The 17,507-nt window shown below is 32.9% G+C and carries 12 protein-coding genes and 1 riboswitch; of the genes, 9 read left to right on the top strand and 3 right to left on the bottom strand.

The window, feature by feature from the left end; translation table 11 throughout:
- Nucleotides 1–30 precede the first annotated feature (30 nt).
- Entirely contained in the window at nucleotides 31–2,550 is a 2,520-nt protein-coding gene (locus OD917_RS14210; RefSeq protein WP_263524111.1) for a sodium-translocating pyrophosphatase, read from the top strand.
- Nucleotides 2,551–2,734: 184 nt separating this feature from the next.
- On the opposite strand, the gene OD917_RS14215 is transcribed toward OD917_RS14210, so the two are convergent.
- Nucleotides 2,735–3,349 (bottom strand): deoxynucleoside kinase, encoded by a 615-nt coding sequence (locus tag OD917_RS14215; RefSeq protein ID WP_129746158.1) that lies wholly within the window; start codon nucleotides 3,347–3,349, stop codon nucleotides 2,735–2,737.
- Entirely contained in the window at nucleotides 3,349–4,152 is an 804-nt protein-coding gene (locus tag OD917_RS14220) for a hypothetical protein (RefSeq protein ID WP_318013902.1), read from the bottom strand. Before OD917_RS14220 ends, OD917_RS14215 begins: the two co-directional genes overlap by 1 nt.
- A gap of 225 nt (nucleotides 4,153–4,377) precedes the next feature.
- Between OD917_RS14220 and OD917_RS14225 the strand changes: the two genes are divergently transcribed.
- From OD917_RS14225 to OD917_RS14235, 3 genes are all read left to right on the top strand, one after another.
- Nucleotides 4,378–5,283 carry a GLPGLI family protein gene (locus tag OD917_RS14225; RefSeq protein WP_263524114.1) on the top strand — a complete coding sequence of 302 codons (906 nt, stop codon included), beginning with the start codon at nucleotides 4,378–4,380 and terminating at the stop codon, nucleotides 5,281–5,283.
- Nucleotides 5,284–5,319: 36 nt separating this feature from the next.
- Complete coding sequence (locus OD917_RS14230) at nucleotides 5,320–8,007, top strand: carboxypeptidase-like regulatory domain-containing protein (protein WP_263524115.1); 2,688 nt, start codon at nucleotides 5,320–5,322, stop codon at nucleotides 8,005–8,007.
- A 92-nt stretch (nucleotides 8,008–8,099) separates the two neighbouring features.
- On the top strand, nucleotides 8,100–10,352 hold the full coding sequence (locus OD917_RS14235; RefSeq protein ID WP_263524116.1) for a hypothetical protein: 2,253 nt from the start codon (nucleotides 8,100–8,102) through the stop codon (nucleotides 10,350–10,352).
- Between the two features lie 118 nt (nucleotides 10,353–10,470).
- Here OD917_RS14235 and metK read toward each other — a convergent pair whose 3' ends face one another.
- Nucleotides 10,471–11,721 carry a methionine adenosyltransferase gene (gene metK, locus OD917_RS14240; protein WP_263524118.1) on the bottom strand — a complete coding sequence of 417 codons (1,251 nt, stop codon included), beginning with the start codon at nucleotides 11,719–11,721 and terminating at the stop codon, nucleotides 10,471–10,473.
- 779 nt (nucleotides 11,722–12,500) lie between these two features.
- On the opposite strand from metK, the gene OD917_RS14245 reads away from it, so the two are divergent.
- The 5 genes from OD917_RS14245 to OD917_RS14265 all read left to right on the top strand — a co-directional run bounded on the left by OD917_RS14245 (nucleotide 12,501) and on the right by OD917_RS14265 (nucleotide 17,506).
- On the top strand, nucleotides 12,501–12,686 hold the full coding sequence (locus tag OD917_RS14245) for a hypothetical protein (protein WP_263524119.1): 186 nt from the start codon (nucleotides 12,501–12,503) through the stop codon (nucleotides 12,684–12,686).
- Between the two features lie 76 nt (nucleotides 12,687–12,762).
- The gene (locus tag OD917_RS14250; protein WP_263524120.1) at nucleotides 12,763–14,067 is read left to right on the top strand and encodes an O-acetylhomoserine aminocarboxypropyltransferase/cysteine synthase family protein; all 1,305 of its coding nucleotides are present in this window, start codon (nucleotides 12,763–12,765) and stop codon (nucleotides 14,065–14,067) included.
- Nucleotides 14,068–14,212: 145 nt separating this feature from the next.
- Nucleotides 14,213–15,301, top strand: coding sequence for an aspartate kinase (locus tag OD917_RS14255; RefSeq protein ID WP_263524121.1), 1,089 nt, complete (start codon nucleotides 14,213–14,215; stop codon nucleotides 15,299–15,301).
- A 641-nt stretch (nucleotides 15,302–15,942) separates the two neighbouring features.
- Entirely contained in the window at nucleotides 15,943–16,146 is a 204-nt protein-coding gene (locus tag OD917_RS14260; protein WP_111288260.1) for a hypothetical protein, read from the top strand.
- Nucleotides 16,147–16,336: 190 nt separating this feature from the next.
- Nucleotides 16,337–16,444: riboswitch (SAM riboswitch) on the top strand.
- A 78-nt stretch (nucleotides 16,445–16,522) separates the two neighbouring features.
- Complete coding sequence (locus tag OD917_RS14265; RefSeq protein ID WP_263524122.1) at nucleotides 16,523–17,506, top strand: alpha/beta fold hydrolase; 984 nt, start codon at nucleotides 16,523–16,525, stop codon at nucleotides 17,504–17,506.
- Nucleotide 17,507 lies beyond the last annotated feature (1 nt).

Here is a 17,507-nt window from a genome sequence, read left to right on the forward strand (position 1 = left end):
TTGACTATTAACCAAAACCAATAAAATATTATGAATGCATTTATGATTTACCTGCCTATTATTATGGCAGTTTTAGGATTACTTTTCATGGGAATAAAAAGGACTTGGGTTTTAAAACAAGACGCTGGAGACGGTAAGATGAAAGAGATTTCAGATTACATCTACGAAGGAGCCTTAGCCTTTCTAAAAGCCGAATACAAATTATTAACCGTTTTTGTAATTATTGCCAGTTTAGCTTTGGCAGGAATCACTTTTATTCCAGGAGTAAAAACACATTTATTAATCGTAATAGCATTTATTTTTGGTGCATTTTTCTCTGCTTTAGCAGGAAATATGGGAATGAAAATAGCGACTAAAACAAACGTTAGAACTACTCAAGCAGCTCGTACGAGTCTTCCGCAAGCTTTAAAAGTTTCTTTTGGCGGAGGAACTGTAATGGGGTTAGGTGTAGCAGGTTTAGCTGTTTTAGGATTAACATCATTTTTTATCATTTTCTTTCATTTGTTTTCTGGAGGAGTTTGGAAAGACACCGATACAATGACGGTTGTTTTAGAAACTCTTGCTGGATTTTCATTAGGAGCCGAATCTATCGCTTTATTTGCCAGAGTTGGTGGTGGAATCTATACAAAAGCAGCCGATGTTGGAGCCGATTTAGTTGGTAAAGTTGAGGCAGGAATTCCGGAAGATGATCCTCGTAATCCAGCAACAATTGCAGACAACGTAGGAGACAATGTTGGAGACGTTGCGGGTATGGGAGCCGATTTATTTGGATCTTATGTGGCAACTGTTTTAGCCGCAATGGTTCTTGGAAACTATGTGATAAAAGATATGGGCGGAAGCATAAATGATGCTTTTGGCGGAATTGGACCAATTTTGCTTCCAATGGCAATTGCCGGTTTCGGAATCTTGTTTTCGATTATCGGAACATTATTAGTAAAGATCTCAGATGATAATGCTAAAGAAGCACAAGTGCAGAAAGCATTAAATATAGGAAACTGGGTTTCTATTGTTTTAACAGCTGTGGCTTGTTTCTTTTTAGTACAACACATGCTTCCAGAAACGATGCAAATGACATTCTTTGGAGAAGGTTCCAAAGCGATTTCATCAATGCGTGTTTTCTATGCCACTTTAGTCGGATTAGTTGTTGGTGGAGCTATTTCATCAGTAACGGAATATTATACAGGATTAGGAACAAAACCAGTTTTGGCAATTGTTCAGAAATCTTCTACAGGAGCAGGAACAAACGTAATTGCAGGTTTGGCAACAGGAATGATTTCTACTTTCCCAACCGTATTATTGTTTGCCATCGCAATTTGGATTTCTTATGTTTTGGCAGGATTTTATGGAGTGGCGCTAGCAGCTTCGGCAATGATGGCTACAACGGCTATGCAATTAGCAATCGATGCTTTTGGGCCAATTTCTGATAACGCTGGTGGAATCGCCGAAATGAGCGAATTGCCAAAAGAAGTTCGTACAAGAACCGATATTCTAGATTCAGTAGGAAATACAACAGCGGCAACAGGAAAAGGATTTGCGATTGCTTCTGCAGCCTTAACTTCATTAGCCTTATTTGCAGCTTATGTAACGTTTACAGGAATTGACGGAATCAATATTTTTAAAGCGCCAGTTTTAGCGATGTTATTTGTCGGTGGAATGATTCCGGTGGTTTTCTCTGCTTTAGCAATGAATTCTGTTGGGAAAGCGGCAATGGATATGGTTTACGAAGTTCGTCGCCAGTTCAAAGAAATTGCTGGAATTATGGAAGGAACAGGAAAACCAGAATACGGAAAATGTGTTGAGATTTCTACAAAAGCCGCTTTACGCGAAATGATGCTTCCAGGAGTTTTAACAATTGGTTTTCCAATCTTGATTGTTCTTTTAGGAAAATTAGTTTACTCAGACAATAATCAATTAATTGCTGAAATGTTAGGAGGATATATGGCTGGAGTTACCGTTTCTGGGGTGCTTTGGGCAGTTTTTCAAAACAATGCAGGAGGAGCTTGGGACAATGCTAAAAAATCTTTCGAAGCAGGAGTTATGATTAATGGCGAAATGACTTATAAAGGTTCTGATGCGCACAAAGCAGCGGTAACAGGAGATACAGTTGGAGATCCGTTTAAGGATACTTCTGGGCCTTCAATGAATATTTTAATCAAATTAACTTGTTTGATTGGATTGGTAATTGCTCCAATTTTGGGTGAGGGCCATGCTCCGTCAGATATTGCTGGAAAAGCTTCTTGCTGTGCTAAAACTGAAATGCATGTAGGAATGTCTAAATGCGGCGATATGTCTGGAATGACAAAAGAAGAATGCATTAAAATGTGTAAAGAAAAAGGTTGTTCTGAAGAAGAAACTGCTAAATGTCTTGCTCATTTTGATGCAAACGGAAAATACTCTCATACAGAAAGTCAATCAGTTCGTGTTGAAGTTAAAAATATCAACGGAAAAACTACGGGAACTGTTACCAAAACAGTAGACGGAAAAACAACAACCGAAGTTTTTGAAGGAACTGAAGAAGAAGTTTTAGCAAAAGTTGAAGCTGCGAAATAATTACGATCTATCCTAACAGGTTTTCAAAGCCTGTTAGGTATCCACTTGAAATTTCAATTAGAATGAAAAAATGGATAACTAAAAAATACCTAACAGGTTTCCAAAACCTTTTAGGATAATAAAAGAAAATGCCTCTAAATAATTTTAGAGGCATTTTTATTTTGTATAAATCGAGATTCTAATCTTAGAACAATCCGTTCAATTCAGCATCAATTCTATTAATTATATCTCCTAAATCTTCTGGATTGTCAACGAAATTGATATTGTCAACATCAATAATTAAAAGTTTTCCTTTAGTATAAGTCTGGATCCAAGCTTCGTATCTTTCGTTCAAACGGCTTAAATAATCGATAGAAATAGAGTTTTCATATTCACGCCCACGCTTGTGGATTTGACCAACAAGATTCGGAATAGAACTTCTCAAATAAATCAATAAATCTGGAGCTTTTACCAAAGATTCCATTAATTCAAACAAAGACGTGTAATTCTCAAAATCACGACTTGTCATTAAACCCATTGCATATAAGTTAGGAGCAAAAATATGAGCATCTTCGTAAATCGTTCTATCCTGAATGATTTTTTTTCCGCTTTCGCGAATTTGCTGCACTTGACGGAAACGGCTGTTTAGGAAATAAATCTGAAGATTAAACGACCAACGCTCCATTTGATGATAGAAATCATCCAAATAGGGATTATCAACTACATCTTCATAATGAGGTTCCCATTTGAAGTGTTTTGCTAATAATTTGGTCAGAGTGGTTTTTCCTGCGCCTATGTTTCCTGCTATTGCTATGTGCATTACGGTGTTACGATTTTATAATTTGATATATCTGTAGCTGTAAAAATAGATAAAATTTGGTCTTTGTAATAAAAATTGTCAAAGGTTTTTTCTGAAATTTTAATCTCAGAAATTACATCTGGATTTGATTTATTAAAACCTTTAAAAAACAACAAATTATCTTTACTGAAAACATATTGGTTAGGACTTATTATTTCAATTTTGTCAAAATCAGCTATTTTGCCTAAGGAAGTTATCTTTCCGAAAATATCACAAGAGTACCAGTTGTTTTTCTTATCAATCCAATAAAAAGTATTAAAATCAGTTTGATAATATTGCATGGTTTCTGTCAGCGGAATTGAGACCGTTTTGTATTCGTTTTTTAAATAATCAAAAAGACCAATTTGCTGATTTAGAGTATTGTAAATCCATAATTGATTTTGCGTCGACATTCCGATTGCACTTACCACAATTGGAGTTGCATTCTGCGAAAAGTTAATTTCGGTCATTTTATTTAATTGGTTATCCAATAAAACCACACTATTGAAATCCTCATAAAATAGCACAATTTTTAACGGATTCTGAAGATCAACTTTTGTAATTTTTCCCAAAGAAACATTCTTATATTCGAAGATTTCTTTCCCTTTAATTTTACTAAAAACGTTGTTTGTGATTTGGTAGGAATATCCAAAAGTATCATATCCTAAAAACGCATCTGAAGTATTTTTATACTGTGAAATTAAAGTTGGATTTATGCTCAAATCCTGAGCTGAAAGCGCCTGAAAAGTGCAGAAAAGAAATAAGCAGAATAAAGTTTTTTGCACCGTTTTACACATTAGAAATTGATTTACAAGAGTACCAAATTACAAAAAACTCTTGTTAGAATTTCAAAATGGGCCCTTAAACCTTTTTAAATTCTAATAGTCTAAAAAATAAGCGGTTCTATCTATTCCTTGATACCGTTAATATATTTAGTTTTTTGGATTTTAAAATAAATAATACATTTGAATGTAAGTTTTATCGGATTTACTCACTTTAAAGAAAATAAAATGAAAAAAATATTTTTATATATGACTTTGATGCTTGTTGCAACACAAATTCAAGCTCAAAAAGATTTTCAAGGAATGGCTGTTTACGAGTCAAAAACACAAGCGCCAAAGTTTGAAGGAATGCGCGGAAACAGGGACATTACACCAGAAATGCAGAAGAATATGGAAGAGCGTATGAAAAAAATGCTCGAAAAAACATTCATTCTAAACTTCGATAAATCGGCATCTATTTATAAAGAAGAAGAAAAACTAGAAGCACCTGGTCAACAGCAAGGCGGCTTCCGTATGATGTTTGGTTCGCTTACTGGAGGCGGAGGTACTTTTTATAAAGATGTAAAAACAAAAACATATACCGTTGATAAAGAATTCATGGGAAAAGAATTCCTTGTTGTTGATTCTCTCCCAAAATTAAATTGGAAATTAGAACAAGAAACCAAACAAATTGGAGGGTACAACTGTTATAAAGCAACAGCTGTTAAAGAAGCCAGCAAAACTGATTTTAGAAACTTCAGACCTAAAAACAATGATGATAAGAAGGATGAAGCTAAAAAAGAGGAAACTAAAAAGACTTCGGGAGATACTAAAACGAATTTTGCTGATAACTTCGAAATTCCTAAAGAAATTGTAGTTACAGCTTGGTATACACCTGAAATCCCTATAAATCAAGGTCCAGAGAACTATTGGGGACTTCCAGGTTTAATTTTAGAAATCAATGATGGAACGACGACAATCTTATGTTCAAAAATTGTTTTGAATGCGAAAGATAAAGTGGAAATAAAACCATCTAAAAAAGGAAAAGTAATTTCTCAAAAAGAATACGACGAAACAGTAATTAAAAAAATGGAAGAATTTAGAGAGATGAACCGTGGTCGCGCGGGTGGACCTCCACCTCCTCCAGGAAGATAATCCTAAACTTAATTATTTATTCTAAGCATTTTTTTAATGAACAAATTATATTTCTTCATCGCCTTTTTGATCACTTCTTTTTCTTTTGCGCAAAGTGTTCGTTTTGATGGTTTCATTCAAGATGAGCAGAAAAATCCATTAGAAATGGCCAATATTATGGCTATTAATAATGGCACAAAAGCAATGGATTCATATGGAATTACCAACGACAAAGGGAAGTTTCAGCTGACTTTAAAACCTAATACGGCGTATACCATTAAAGTGAGTTATTTGGGAATGAAATCTAAAGAAATTGCAGTATCGACAAAGTCTGAAAATATGACTCAGAATATTGTTTTGGATGGTTCTGGAATCGAATTGGAAGGTGTAGAAATTGTTCGCGAAATGCCAGTTTCTATAAAAGGAGACACCATTGTTTACAATGCAGATTCTTTTAAATCGGGAACAGAAAAAAAGCTTGAAGATGTTTTGAAAAAATTGCCTGGGGTTGAGGTAAATGCCGATGGTGAAATTGAAGTTGAAGGAAAAAAAGTCAGTAAATTGATGGTTGAAGGAAAAGATTTTTTTGACGGAGATACCAAATTAGGCGTTAAAAACATTCCAGCAGATGCAATTGATAAAGTTCAGGTTTTACGAAATTACAATGAAGTAAGCGCACTTAAAGGTCTTGAAAACGATCAAGATAATGTAGCAATGAATATCAAATTAAAAGAAGGAAAAAAGAACTTTTGGTTTGGAGATGTTACCGCAGGAATTGGTGTTGCAGAATTGGACAGCCGTTATATCATTAACCCCAAATTATTCTATTACAGTCCAAAATACAGTATTAATTTAATTACCAATTTTAATAATATTGGAGAACTGCCACTTACAGCACAAGATTATTTTAAGTTCACAGGCGGATTCAAAAATATGATGAAAAAAGGAGGAAGCAGTTTTAATGTTTCTTCAAATGATTTAGGAATTTCATTATTGAGAAATAATCGTGCGAAAGAAATTGAAACTAAATTTGGGGCTACAAATTTTGCTTATTCTATTAATAAAGCTTGGAATATTAGTGGTTTTGGAATTCTTTCGACTTCGAAAACAGATTTAGAAACGAAATCTCAAACGACGATTTTAGATTCTGGAGATCAGCAGAAACGTGATGAAATGACACATCAAAAGAATAATTTGGGACTTTTTAAATTGAGTTCAACCTATAAACCAAATGATAAATTTCAGTTTGATTATGATATCTTGACCAAATTGTCAAAGCAGAATGAAGATACAGATTTACTTCGTGAATCGGTTGTAGATAATGTTTCTGCGGTTGAAACCATTTTAACTGAAAAGAAACAAGATCCAACTTCTATCAATCAGAATTTAAGTTTGTATTATACGCAAAGCGATAAAAATATTTTTGCTTTTGAAATGCAGCATTTGTATCAAGACGAAAACCCTTTTTATAATGCCAACTTAAGATCGCAACCTTTTGATTTGTCAGGATATATTACGGGACAAAACCGAAACGATTTGAATCAGGACCGTTTTGTAAAAACCAATAAATTAGATACGAAATTGGATTACTATTATATGGTAACACCAAAAAGCAATTTTAATGTTACGTTAGGAAATACTTATTCGTATCAAAACTTTAATTCTCACATTTTCCAAATGTTAGATAATGGAGATAAAAACGACTTAAATGAGGCTGAAAATAATAACGATGTCGATTATCGTTTTAATGATGCTTTTCTAGGTTTTCATTATAAAATTCTAACAGGGAAATTTACATTTACGCCAGGTGTTAGTTTGCATACCTATCAAATGACAAATGGACAATTAGGAAGTGATTATTCTCAAAGTTTTACCAAAGTATTGCCAGATTTCTTTGCTTTATACCAAATCAAAAAATCAGAAACTTTGACATATAATTTCTCTCTAACGAATGATTTTACCGATATTAATCAATTGGCTGCAGGCTATGTTTTGTCAGATTACAGCAGTTTGTTCCGCGGAAATCGTTTCTTAGAAAATGCAACTTCGCAAGTCCATTCGCTTCGTTATTTTAAATATAATATGTTCAATTTTGAGAACATTTTTGCCAATGCAACTTATACAAGAAAAGTAGATGCAATTAAAACAAAAGCTAATTTTGACGGAATTAATCAATCCTCAGTTCCTTATAATTCTAATTTAGCAGATGAAACTTTTACTGGAATGGGAAATTACGGTCGCTCGTTTTTAAAGAATTATAAAGCTTCTGCAAATGCTAGTTTTAATTGGTCGAAATTCAACAATATTCAAAACAACCAATTATCTACTACAGAAAGTTTTAGCCAAAGTTACACCGTGAAAGCGTCGACAAATTATAAGAATCTTCCAAATATAGAATTTGGATACAACCTTTTGATTAACAAATACAGCGGTTCAACTTTTTATACAGATAAGCCATTTGCAAGATTAGATTATTATTTCTTAGATAGTTTCTCATTTGTTTCAGAATACGAATTCTATCATTATTATAATGGAGACAAAACGGTTGACAACGAATATGATTTCTTAAGTGCGAGTTTGGTTTATCAAAAGAAAAACAGCAAGTGGGAATATAAAGTTTCGGCGACCAATTTATTGAATACGACTTATCTAAACGATGATAGTTTTTCTCAATTCTCAACGCGAGTTTCTCAATATACCGTTCAACCACGTTACATCATATTTTCTATGAAATATAATTTATAGTAATTTGATTACAAGATTTTAGTTTTTGATGTTTTATTCCAAAAGAATCAGATATCTTTGCGCTTCTACTATTAACAACCAAAATTTTAATTATGCGCAATTTTATTTGGAGTTTATTACTGTTGTTTTCCGGAATCTTTATTTCTTTTTCACAAACCAAAAACATTGAAAAAGGAACCTATTTATCGACTAATAAAGGTCAAAAAATCAAATTAAATTTGTTAGATGATAATAAATACGAATTGGTTTTTTATTCAGGCGGTTATGAGGTAAAAGGAGATTCTTTGCTGTTTATTAAAAATGCGACGGCAGAAACCAGTTTTGACCTTTCTTTCAAAGTCGACAAAAAAGCTAAAAACATAAAAGTAATATTCAAAGATCCAGCTTATTATTCTTTCTTTATTGGAACTCAAAAAGGAAATGAAGAAGTTAAATATCAAAGAGTTTCAGACATCAAAAGTAAAGTTGATCCAGAATGGAGTAAAGTCGATTTGGATTTTGAAATTGAGAAAGCAGACTTTTTATATTTAGTTTATGAGGAATATGGTGGAAAGAGCAATGTTAATAAATACGCTTTACCAAAAGATGTTTCAGAAATAGCGATCAATTATGAATTGGCAGTTTTAGGCGATTTACAAATTGCAGGATTCTATGATAACCATACTAATGAACTGAGAATATCAGAGAAATCAGGATTAAATCCGCTAGTATTTGTCAATGAAAAAGATTCGCAGCAAGTTAAGAAAACGCCGAAAGTTCTTCCTCTTGAAAGTCAAATTCTTACCAATTGGACTTATCCAGGAAAAGATACTTACACAGAAGATTATGGAACTATAGTAGACAGTGCCGCTGCTGTTGTAGAGGCCGCCGCTATAGATGTAACAAATGCTTCATCGACATACAATAAATACGATTTTAAATTAAAGGTCGAAGACAATCTAAAAAAGGCAATAGAATCTACAAAATCGGCTAGTAATAAATTTTTGGTTGTTGTTGTAGACAGTAAGAATAAAACAGCCAAAGAAGGTTTTGATGCTTTTGTAAAAGAGCAAGAAACCCAAACGGGATATAATATGTATGATTCTTATAATGCTCAATATGATATCTACAATTATTATTTGGCTGGAGCCGATGATAAAAAATGGCTTAAAAACAATAAAATTACTAGCGATCCAAGCATCATTATTTTAAACGGAGAAGGCAATCAGCTTGCTGTCGCAAAATCAGATTTGACAGCTCAGCAATATCAATTTAGCTATTATGGAGATTTCTATAGAAGACTTCAGAGAGCAAACGCTTTCCTTTCGATAAATAATGTTTTAAAGAATAAAAAAGCATCTGATGCCGATTTGGTTGCAGCTTTTAATAAGGCCGCTTTACTAGAATCTTCTTACGATTATGAAGGAGAATCTACTTTAAGTGATTCAAATTCATCTGAATTTGTAGTGACTAAAACATCTTTAAACCAAAAAGAAGTAGCTCAATCATGGAAAAAATTAATTGAGGCGCATCAGAAAGATAAAAATGTAGATATGTATTTGGTTGAAACGATTTTGAAAGAAATCAAAAATCAAGGGTTTACAAAACAGCTTTTCAGTGCAGACAGAATTTTGAATGATACAGATTTCTTAGCAATCGATTATGTATTAAAACATTCAGATGAAATTGAAAATACTCGCTCTGGTTTTAATACTAAAACAGGAGAGACTCATAGTATTGGAAATCCAATTTCTGAAGTTTCAGATGCCTTACAGCAAAACCTTTATCTTTCTCAAGATGGAGCTTCTGGCGAAATAAATAGAGATAAAGTGAACTCGCTTTATAAAAGAATTATCACTTCAGGAAAAGGAAATTTTGATGTATATAGAAATTATTTTTATTATTTGGCACAACTTCAAGAGAATGACGGTTCTAATACAACTTTCTTAAAAGAGTTTAATACTTATTTTGATTCAACTTTGGCAGGAACAAGTCCAATTGAAAAATTAGATGCAATCTTTTCAGGATTAGATTCAAGCTCTAGTTATTCTTATGATGGATGGAATTCGTTTAAAGATTATCATTCAAATCTTTGCAATAATGCAGCTTGGACAGTTGTAGAGAATGATCAGAATTCAAACTTTACTAAAGATGCTATTAAATGGTCCGAATATAGTTTGGTTGTAACCAAAAACAATCCTTATTATTTAGATACTTTGGCTCAATTGTATTATAAAGACGGACAAAAGCAAAAAGCGATTGAAACACAAACTTTGGCAGTAAAATATTTGAATGATACTGTAGAAGGAGAAACGGCAAACCAAATGAAAGAAGTGTTGACTAAAATGCAAAACGGAACGTATTAAACAAGTAAGAAACCCAACAGGTTTTTAAAAACTGTTGGGTTTAATTCAATTAGCTAAAAGCAAAAAAGGCTGTCTAAAATTTTAGACAGCCTTTTTAATATTTAAGATTCAGATCGAATTACAATCCAAATGCAGCTTTTACTTGGTCAACAAAATCAAGTTTTTCCCATGTAAACAATTCAACAGTAACTGTTTTTTGGTTTCCTCCTGGAGCAGAGAAAGTTTTAGTTACAGTTTCTGGTTTACGTCCCATATGTCCGTAAGCAGCAGTTTCGCTATAAATTGGGTTTCTTAATTTTAAACGTTGTTCGATAAAGTAAGGACGCATATCGAAGATAGCTTCTACTTTTTTAGCGATTTCACCGTTTGTTAAGTTAACTTTAGAAGTTCCATAAGTTTCAATGAAAATTCCCATTGGCTCTGCAACTCCAATTGCGTAAGAAACCTGAACTAAGATTTCGTCAGCAACACCAGCAGCAACTAAGTTTTTAGCGATATGACGCGTTGCATAAGCAGCACTTCTATCTACTTTGCTTGGATCTTTTCCAGAGAATGCACCACCACCGTGAGCACCTTTCCCACCGTAAGTATCAACGATAATTTTTCTTCCTGTTAAACCAGTATCTCCGTGAGGTCCTCCAATAACGAATTTTCCTGTTGGGTTAATATGGTAGTTGATTTTATTGTTAAATAAATGAGCGTGCTCTGGGTTTTTAGCGATAATTCTTGGAATCAAGATTTCAACAATATCTTTTTTGATTTTAGCTAACATTGCAGCCTCTTCATCAAAATCATCGTGTTGAGTTGAGATAACAATCGCATCGATACGAGTTGGTTTGTTATCGTCGCTGTATTCTAAAGTTACTTGAGATTTAGCATCTGGACGTAAATACGTGATTTCTTTATTTTCACGTCTTAAAATTGCTAATTCTTGTAATAATTTATGAGATAAATCTAATGCCAATGGCATGTAGTTTTCAGTTTCGTTTGTAGCATAACCAAACATCATTCCTTGGTCACCTGCACCTTGCTCTTCTGGCTTAGCTCTGTCAACACCTTGGTTAATGTCTGTAGACTGCTCGTGAATAGCTGAAAGAATTCCACATGAATTCGCTTCAAACATATACTCACTTTTAGTATATCCGATTTTACGGATTACTTCTCTTGCAATTTGCTGAACATCAAGATAAGTATTCGATTTTACTTCACCTGCTAAAATAACTTGACCAGTTGTAACTAGTGTTTCGCAAGCTACTTTAGAATCAGCATCAAATGCCAAAAAGTTGTCAATTAATGCATCCGAAATTTGATCTGCAACTTTGTCTGGATGCCCTTCACTAACAGATTCTGACGTAAATAAATAAGCCATAATAATGTAAAAATAATGTTTTAATTAAAATTAAGCGGGAAAAAGTAATTGCTAAAAAGGGCTAAAGGAGAGTTCCTGCTTTAGCATTTTTTACTACTGAAATGAATTTTTCAGCATTCATAACGAAATCATTTCATTATGAAGAGGTTGCAATCAGTTCAAATTTTTCCTCTGTTTCGGGTGCAAAGGTATGAAACCATTTTGATTTGCAAATTAAAGTTCAACTTTTTTTATTTTTAAACGCATAAATTTAACACAAACATACTAAATTGATAGGGTAATAGAAATTATTTAAGTTTTTGTTTGGCCGATCAAAAAATAGTTCGCAACTTTGCCACGTTAAAAGAAAAGAAAAAAATGAAATTTACAGTTTGCAATATGATGTCTTGTAAGATGCCGGAATTATCCGCAGAGACACTATTGTAGTTATTTTTCAAATACTATATATGTAGAACCTCTGCCAAATAGCAGAGGTTTTTTTATGGTCTAAATAAAAGGTTTAGAAAAAAATATAAGAAAATTTCAATTTTAATTTGGTGGTTAAATAAATATTACTACTTTTACTCTATAGAAATAGTCGAGTTTAAAACAAGATAATTTTAAAACATGAAAACAATAGCAAAAAGAAATATGATGTGTTGTAAAATGATGCAAATGTGCATCCCTCATTGCTGTTGCCAAAAGTGAAAGAGTAGAATCTTTGTTATAGTTAAGCTATAAGCCCTTTTGGTCGCCATCCGAAAGGGCTTTTTTGTTTCAACACATTTAAAATTAAAATCATGAGAACATTAAATTCAATTGCAGTAGAATATTTATTGAGAAACGATTCTCAACAAAACAATCATACATCAGAAGAAGTAACAAGAGAAACAACAAGAATAGAAAAAGAACAGAATGTAAAGCAAAAATCTTTACTGTTCCAGTTGTATGAACTTGAAGAAGAAGTGGAAGAATTCTTTGCTTAAAACTTCAAATTATAAAATTTCAAAAATCAATTACAATATATAATAGTATTAACAATATTTAAAAAACTAGGAAATCATGAGTACACAAAAATTTGCAACAAACGCACTACATGCAGGACACGATGTTACTAAAAATGCAGGAACAAGAGCTGTACCTATTTATCAGACATCATCATACGTATTTAATAACGCAGATCACGCTGCCAATTTATTTGGTCTTGCTGAAGCTGGATTTATTTACACAAGATTAAATAACCCAACAAACGATGTTTTGGAACAGCGTTTAGCTGCGCTCGAAGGCGGAATTGGAGCTGTAGTTACGGCTTCTGGAGCATCGGCAATTTCAACAACTTTATTGACTTTGCTTAAAGCAGGAGATCATATTGTTGCTTCAAACAGTTTATATGGAGGAACTTATAATCTTTTAAAAGTTACTTTACCAAGATTAGGAATCACAACTACATTTGTTGATCCTTCAAAACCTGAAAACTTTACCAAAGCAGCAAAAGAAAATACAAGAGCATTTTTTGTTGAATCTCTTGGAAATCCAAAATTAGATATATTGGACTTAAAAGGAATTTCGGCGGAAGCCAAAGCATTCAAAGTGCCATTTATAGTAGATAATACAGTTGCGACACCTTATTTATTGAACCCAATTAAATATGGTGCCGATATTGTAATTCACTCCTTAACTAAATATATTGCTGGAAACGGAACTTCATTAGGAGGCGTTATCATTGATGCTGGAAACTTTGATTGGTCTAACGGAAAATTCCCTGAATTTACTGAGCCATCTGCAGGATACCACGGATTAGTATATCACGAAGCTTTAGGGAATGCGGCTTTTATTGCAAAAGCTCGAATTGAAGGTTTACGTGATTTTGGTTCTGCATTGAGTCCATTTAATGCTTTCCAGATCATTCAAGGGCTAGAAACGCTACCAATCCGAATCAAGAAACATAGCGAAAATGCTTTGGCTCTAGCTGAATGGTTAGAAAAACAAGATGAGGTAGTTTGGGTAAATTACCCAGGTTTAAAATCAAGCAAATATCACGATTTGGCTAAAGAATATTTACCGCAAGGCCAAAGCGGAATTATCACTTTTGGATTAAAAGGAGGTTTTGATGCTGCTAAAAAAGTAGTAGATGAGACTAAATTATTTTCTCTGTTGGCAAATATTGGTGATACAAAATCATTAATTATTCATCCGGCAAGTACAACGCATCAGCAATTGACAGATGAAGAGCAAATAGAAACAGGAGTTTCTAAAGATTTGGTTCGTCTGTCTGTGGGAATTGAAGATATTGAGGATTTAATTGCTGATCTGGAAGCTGTTTTTGAGAGCGTTAAACTTTCTCAATACAGCATCAATAAAAATTAGGTTTTTTTGTTTTTTGTTTGAAAGATTGCCTTTAGCCATTGTGCTAAAGGTAATTTTTTGTGAAAAGCATCTTTATAAATTAAGCCATGTAGAGGCGCACTGCAGTGCATCTTAATTGTGGTTAAAAACTAAAATGTTAGAAATTATGTCGAAGCTTAAAATAAACATTATCCTTTTCGGAATTGGAAATATCGGAAGCACTTTGATTAATCAGATTATTGAAAGTCAGGAATTTTTTCTTGAAAGTAAAAATGTTGATTTTCATTTTCCAATTATTACCAATTCGACGGTTGCTTTTTTTGAGAAAGAAGGCGTTGGGTATTCTTGGGAAACCAATTTCAGACAACTGGCAGTTCCTTTTAAAGTACAAGATATTGTCGAGTTTGCCCAAGAAAATGAATTTGAAAATCTAATTGCCGTTGATGCAACAGCCAGCGACGAACTCGTAAAACACTACAATACATTAATTCAAAACGGATTTAATATTGTAGCGGTAAATAAGAAAGCCAACACGCTTCCGATTGACTTGTATAAAGAACTAAGAGCAAATCTTAAAAAGTATGACAAAGAGTTTCTGTATGAAACTTCGGTTGATACTGGAATTCCAGTTTTACAAACTTTAAGAGATTTGTATTATTCGGGAGAAAAAATCACTAAAATTCGAGGTGTTTTTTCAGATAATTTAAGTTATGTCTTTAATCGATTTTCCTCTGAAGATGTTTCGTTTTCATCGGTTTTAAAAGATGCGAGTCTTTTAGGTTTGATGAAATCGACGTTCAAAGAAGATTTATCTGGAAATGATACCGCAAGAAAACTTTTGATATTAGCGAGAGAAATAGGAAAAGATTTTGAGCTTTCAGACATTAAAATCAAACCGTTTATAACAGAACAGCATTTGGAGAAAAATGGCATCTTGAATAAAGATGAAGTCGATAAGTCTTTTAAAATAGCTAAAATCACGCAGGCAGAAAATCATGTTTTGAGATTTGTTGGCGAATTTGATGTCGAAAAAGGAACTCTTGAAGTCAAATTAATTTCTGAACCAACAGATTCTCCAATCGGTCAATTGAAAGGTTCGGATACTATTTTTGAAATTTTTACGAAATCTTACGCAAATGTTCCTATTGTAATTCAGAGCGCACCAGCATGCAAACAAGCAATTTCGAGAGGAATTATAACCGATATTCTAAAAATTGCCGAAAGAATCAGAAATAAAGAGGCTATTTGGTCTTAAATTTTCTTAAAAAACAGAAAAAATAACCAATGTTCTTTGATAAACTAATTTGTTAAAGGAAGTTTTAGAAGCGAAAAATGCGTATTTCTGTATTTTTTACTCTTATTTATCCTACAAATGTGTTTGTAAGGCGATTTTTGCCGTGAAAAAACACATTTTTAACGAATTTTGTAATTAAATTCTTGAATTTCATTTGTGTAATAAAAAAAATATTTGCATATTTGTTATACCCAAAAACTACTAGAAATCAAATGAACTTAAAAGTCAACAAAATGTTTTGCGCCATTTCGGTTATTACTGAGGCTGGGTTGTCTATTGCTTAATAAATTGTAAGAAAACAATATATAGTAAAAGCCTCCCATAAAATATTTGGGAGGCTTTTTAATTTAACACAAATGCAGAATTTAAAATTACAATATAAATCACAGATGAATAAATCCTTACAGATGAACAAGATGTTTGCTGTCGCGCTTATTTGCGTACACGTCTGTCGATACTAAAAGTATAAATGAGTTTAAAAACTTAAACCCTTTTGGTATCTAAAAATCCAAAAGGGTTTTTTTATTCCCGAAAAGGGCTTAACACAAATATAAAAGAGAAATAAAGATTATAAAACGCAAACTGAACTAAAACTTAATATCATGAGCACATTGAACTACTTAGCAGAAAAAATTTCAAACTTGAAAAACAGAAGGACAAGAAAAAATAATCCGCCGCCGCCAACAAACGAATTGGCTCACCCTAGATTCGGAATTACAGAAGAAGATAAAAGTACTGTAAAAAAAGTGCCAAATTCTTTATTGTTTTTAATGTATTCAAAAGAGAATGAAACGCTTTTCATCTAAACAGAAAAGCGACATAAATTAGGTTAAAACCTGCATAATTTTACTGGGCATTTATGTTCGGTAAATTTTTGCGTATAATAGTTTTTGCTAAAGTAAGTCTCAGAAATTTAACAAACACTTTTAGATAAAATTTGTTTGTTAAAGAAAATAGTAGTTAATTTGCACTCGTTAAGTTCAAACAAATATTGAAATGTTATAAAGAAAGGACGAGGGATTAGACCCGATGAAGCCTTAGCAACCCTTCGGTAAAACGAAGAAGGTGCTACATTCTACCACGCCAAACGTGGAAAGATAACAACAAGATTTTTTCTAGTTAAACCTAGTTTTTTCTTTCTAATATTTCCATATACAAATCAATAATACAACAGATTTGAAATTGGAAAATATACCAAATCCCATTATAATTCAAGATTTCATCACAGAAAGTGGTGTAACTTATCATTCTATACCGTTAAATTTTACGCTTGCAGGACAACCGCTGCACAGTGCGCCTATTGTTTTGGTTAATCATGCTTTAACTGGAAATGCGCAGGTGACGGGCGAAAACGGCTGGTGGAATGATTTAATTGGAGAAGGTAAAACCATCGATACTAATGTATATACCATTTTGGCTTTTGATATTCCAGGAAATGGAAGCGATTCTTTCTTAATCGAAAATTATCTTGATTTTACAGCCAGAGATATTGCTAGAATCTTTATTAAAGGTTTAAGAACTTTAAATATTGAAAAGCTTTTTGCGGTTATAGGTGGTTCTGTTGGTGGCGGAATTGCTTGGGAAATTTTAGCTTTGGCGCCAAATATCACAGAAAATCTTATTCCGATTGCAAGCGACTGGAAATCGACAGACTGGCTTATTGCAAACTGTTTTCTGCAAGAGCAGATTCTGAATAATTCTTCAAAACCAATCGAAGACGCCAGAATCCATGCCATGCTTTGTTATCGTTCGCCAGAATCATTTAAAGAAAAATTCCAGCGAACCATTAATCAAGATCTTTTGATTTTTAATATCGAAAGCTGGCTGGCGCATCACGGAAAAAAATTGCAGAAAAGATTCCAGTTATCTTCTTATAAATTAATGAATCAGTTGCTTAAAACAATTGATATTACTAGAAATAGTGAAAGTTTTGAAAACTTATTGTCCAAAACAAAAGCTTCAATTCATATTATCGGAATCAATTCAGATTTGTTTTTTACGGCAAAAGAAAACGTAGAAACTTATGAAGAATTGAAGAAGTTTAAAGACAATGTTTTCTACAGCGAAATTGATTCGGTTCACGGACATGACGCTTTTTTAATCGAGTACAAACAATTAGATCATTTACTTGCCGACATTTTTAAGGCAGAAACAATAAAGAAATAAA

Origin of the sequence: Flavobacterium sp. SH_e (assembly GCF_025717045.1) — a bacterium.
In the GTDB taxonomy this organism is placed as follows: Bacteria; Bacteroidota; Bacteroidia; order Flavobacteriales; family Flavobacteriaceae; genus Flavobacterium.

What these genes read in the sequence shown, in the direction of transcription:
- metK (WP_263524118.1), bottom strand. Translation starts at nt 11,721, where the DNA reads ATGGCTTATTTATTTACGTCAGAATCTGTTAGTGAAGGGCATCCAGAC.
- OD917_RS14210 (WP_263524111.1), top strand. Translation starts at nt 31, where the DNA reads ATGAATGCATTTATGATTTACCTGCCTATTATTATGGCAGTTTTAGGA.
- OD917_RS14225 (WP_263524114.1), top strand. Translation starts at nt 4,378, where the DNA reads ATGAAAAAAATATTTTTATATATGACTTTGATGCTTGTTGCAACACAA.
- OD917_RS14255 (WP_263524121.1), top strand. Translation starts at nt 14,213, where the DNA reads ATGTCGAAGCTTAAAATAAACATTATCCTTTTCGGAATTGGAAATATC.
- OD917_RS14215 (WP_129746158.1), bottom strand. Translation starts at nt 3,349, where the DNA reads ATGCACATAGCAATAGCAGGAAACATAGGCGCAGGAAAAACCACTCTG.
- OD917_RS14260 (WP_111288260.1), top strand. Translation starts at nt 15,943, where the DNA reads ATGAGCACATTGAACTACTTAGCAGAAAAAATTTCAAACTTGAAAAAC.
- OD917_RS14235 (WP_263524116.1), top strand. Translation starts at nt 8,100, where the DNA reads ATGCGCAATTTTATTTGGAGTTTATTACTGTTGTTTTCCGGAATCTTT.
- OD917_RS14250 (WP_263524120.1), top strand. Translation starts at nt 12,763, where the DNA reads ATGAGTACACAAAAATTTGCAACAAACGCACTACATGCAGGACACGAT.
- OD917_RS14245 (WP_263524119.1), top strand. Translation starts at nt 12,501, where the DNA reads ATGAGAACATTAAATTCAATTGCAGTAGAATATTTATTGAGAAACGAT.
- OD917_RS14230 (WP_263524115.1), top strand. Translation starts at nt 5,320, where the DNA reads ATGAACAAATTATATTTCTTCATCGCCTTTTTGATCACTTCTTTTTCT.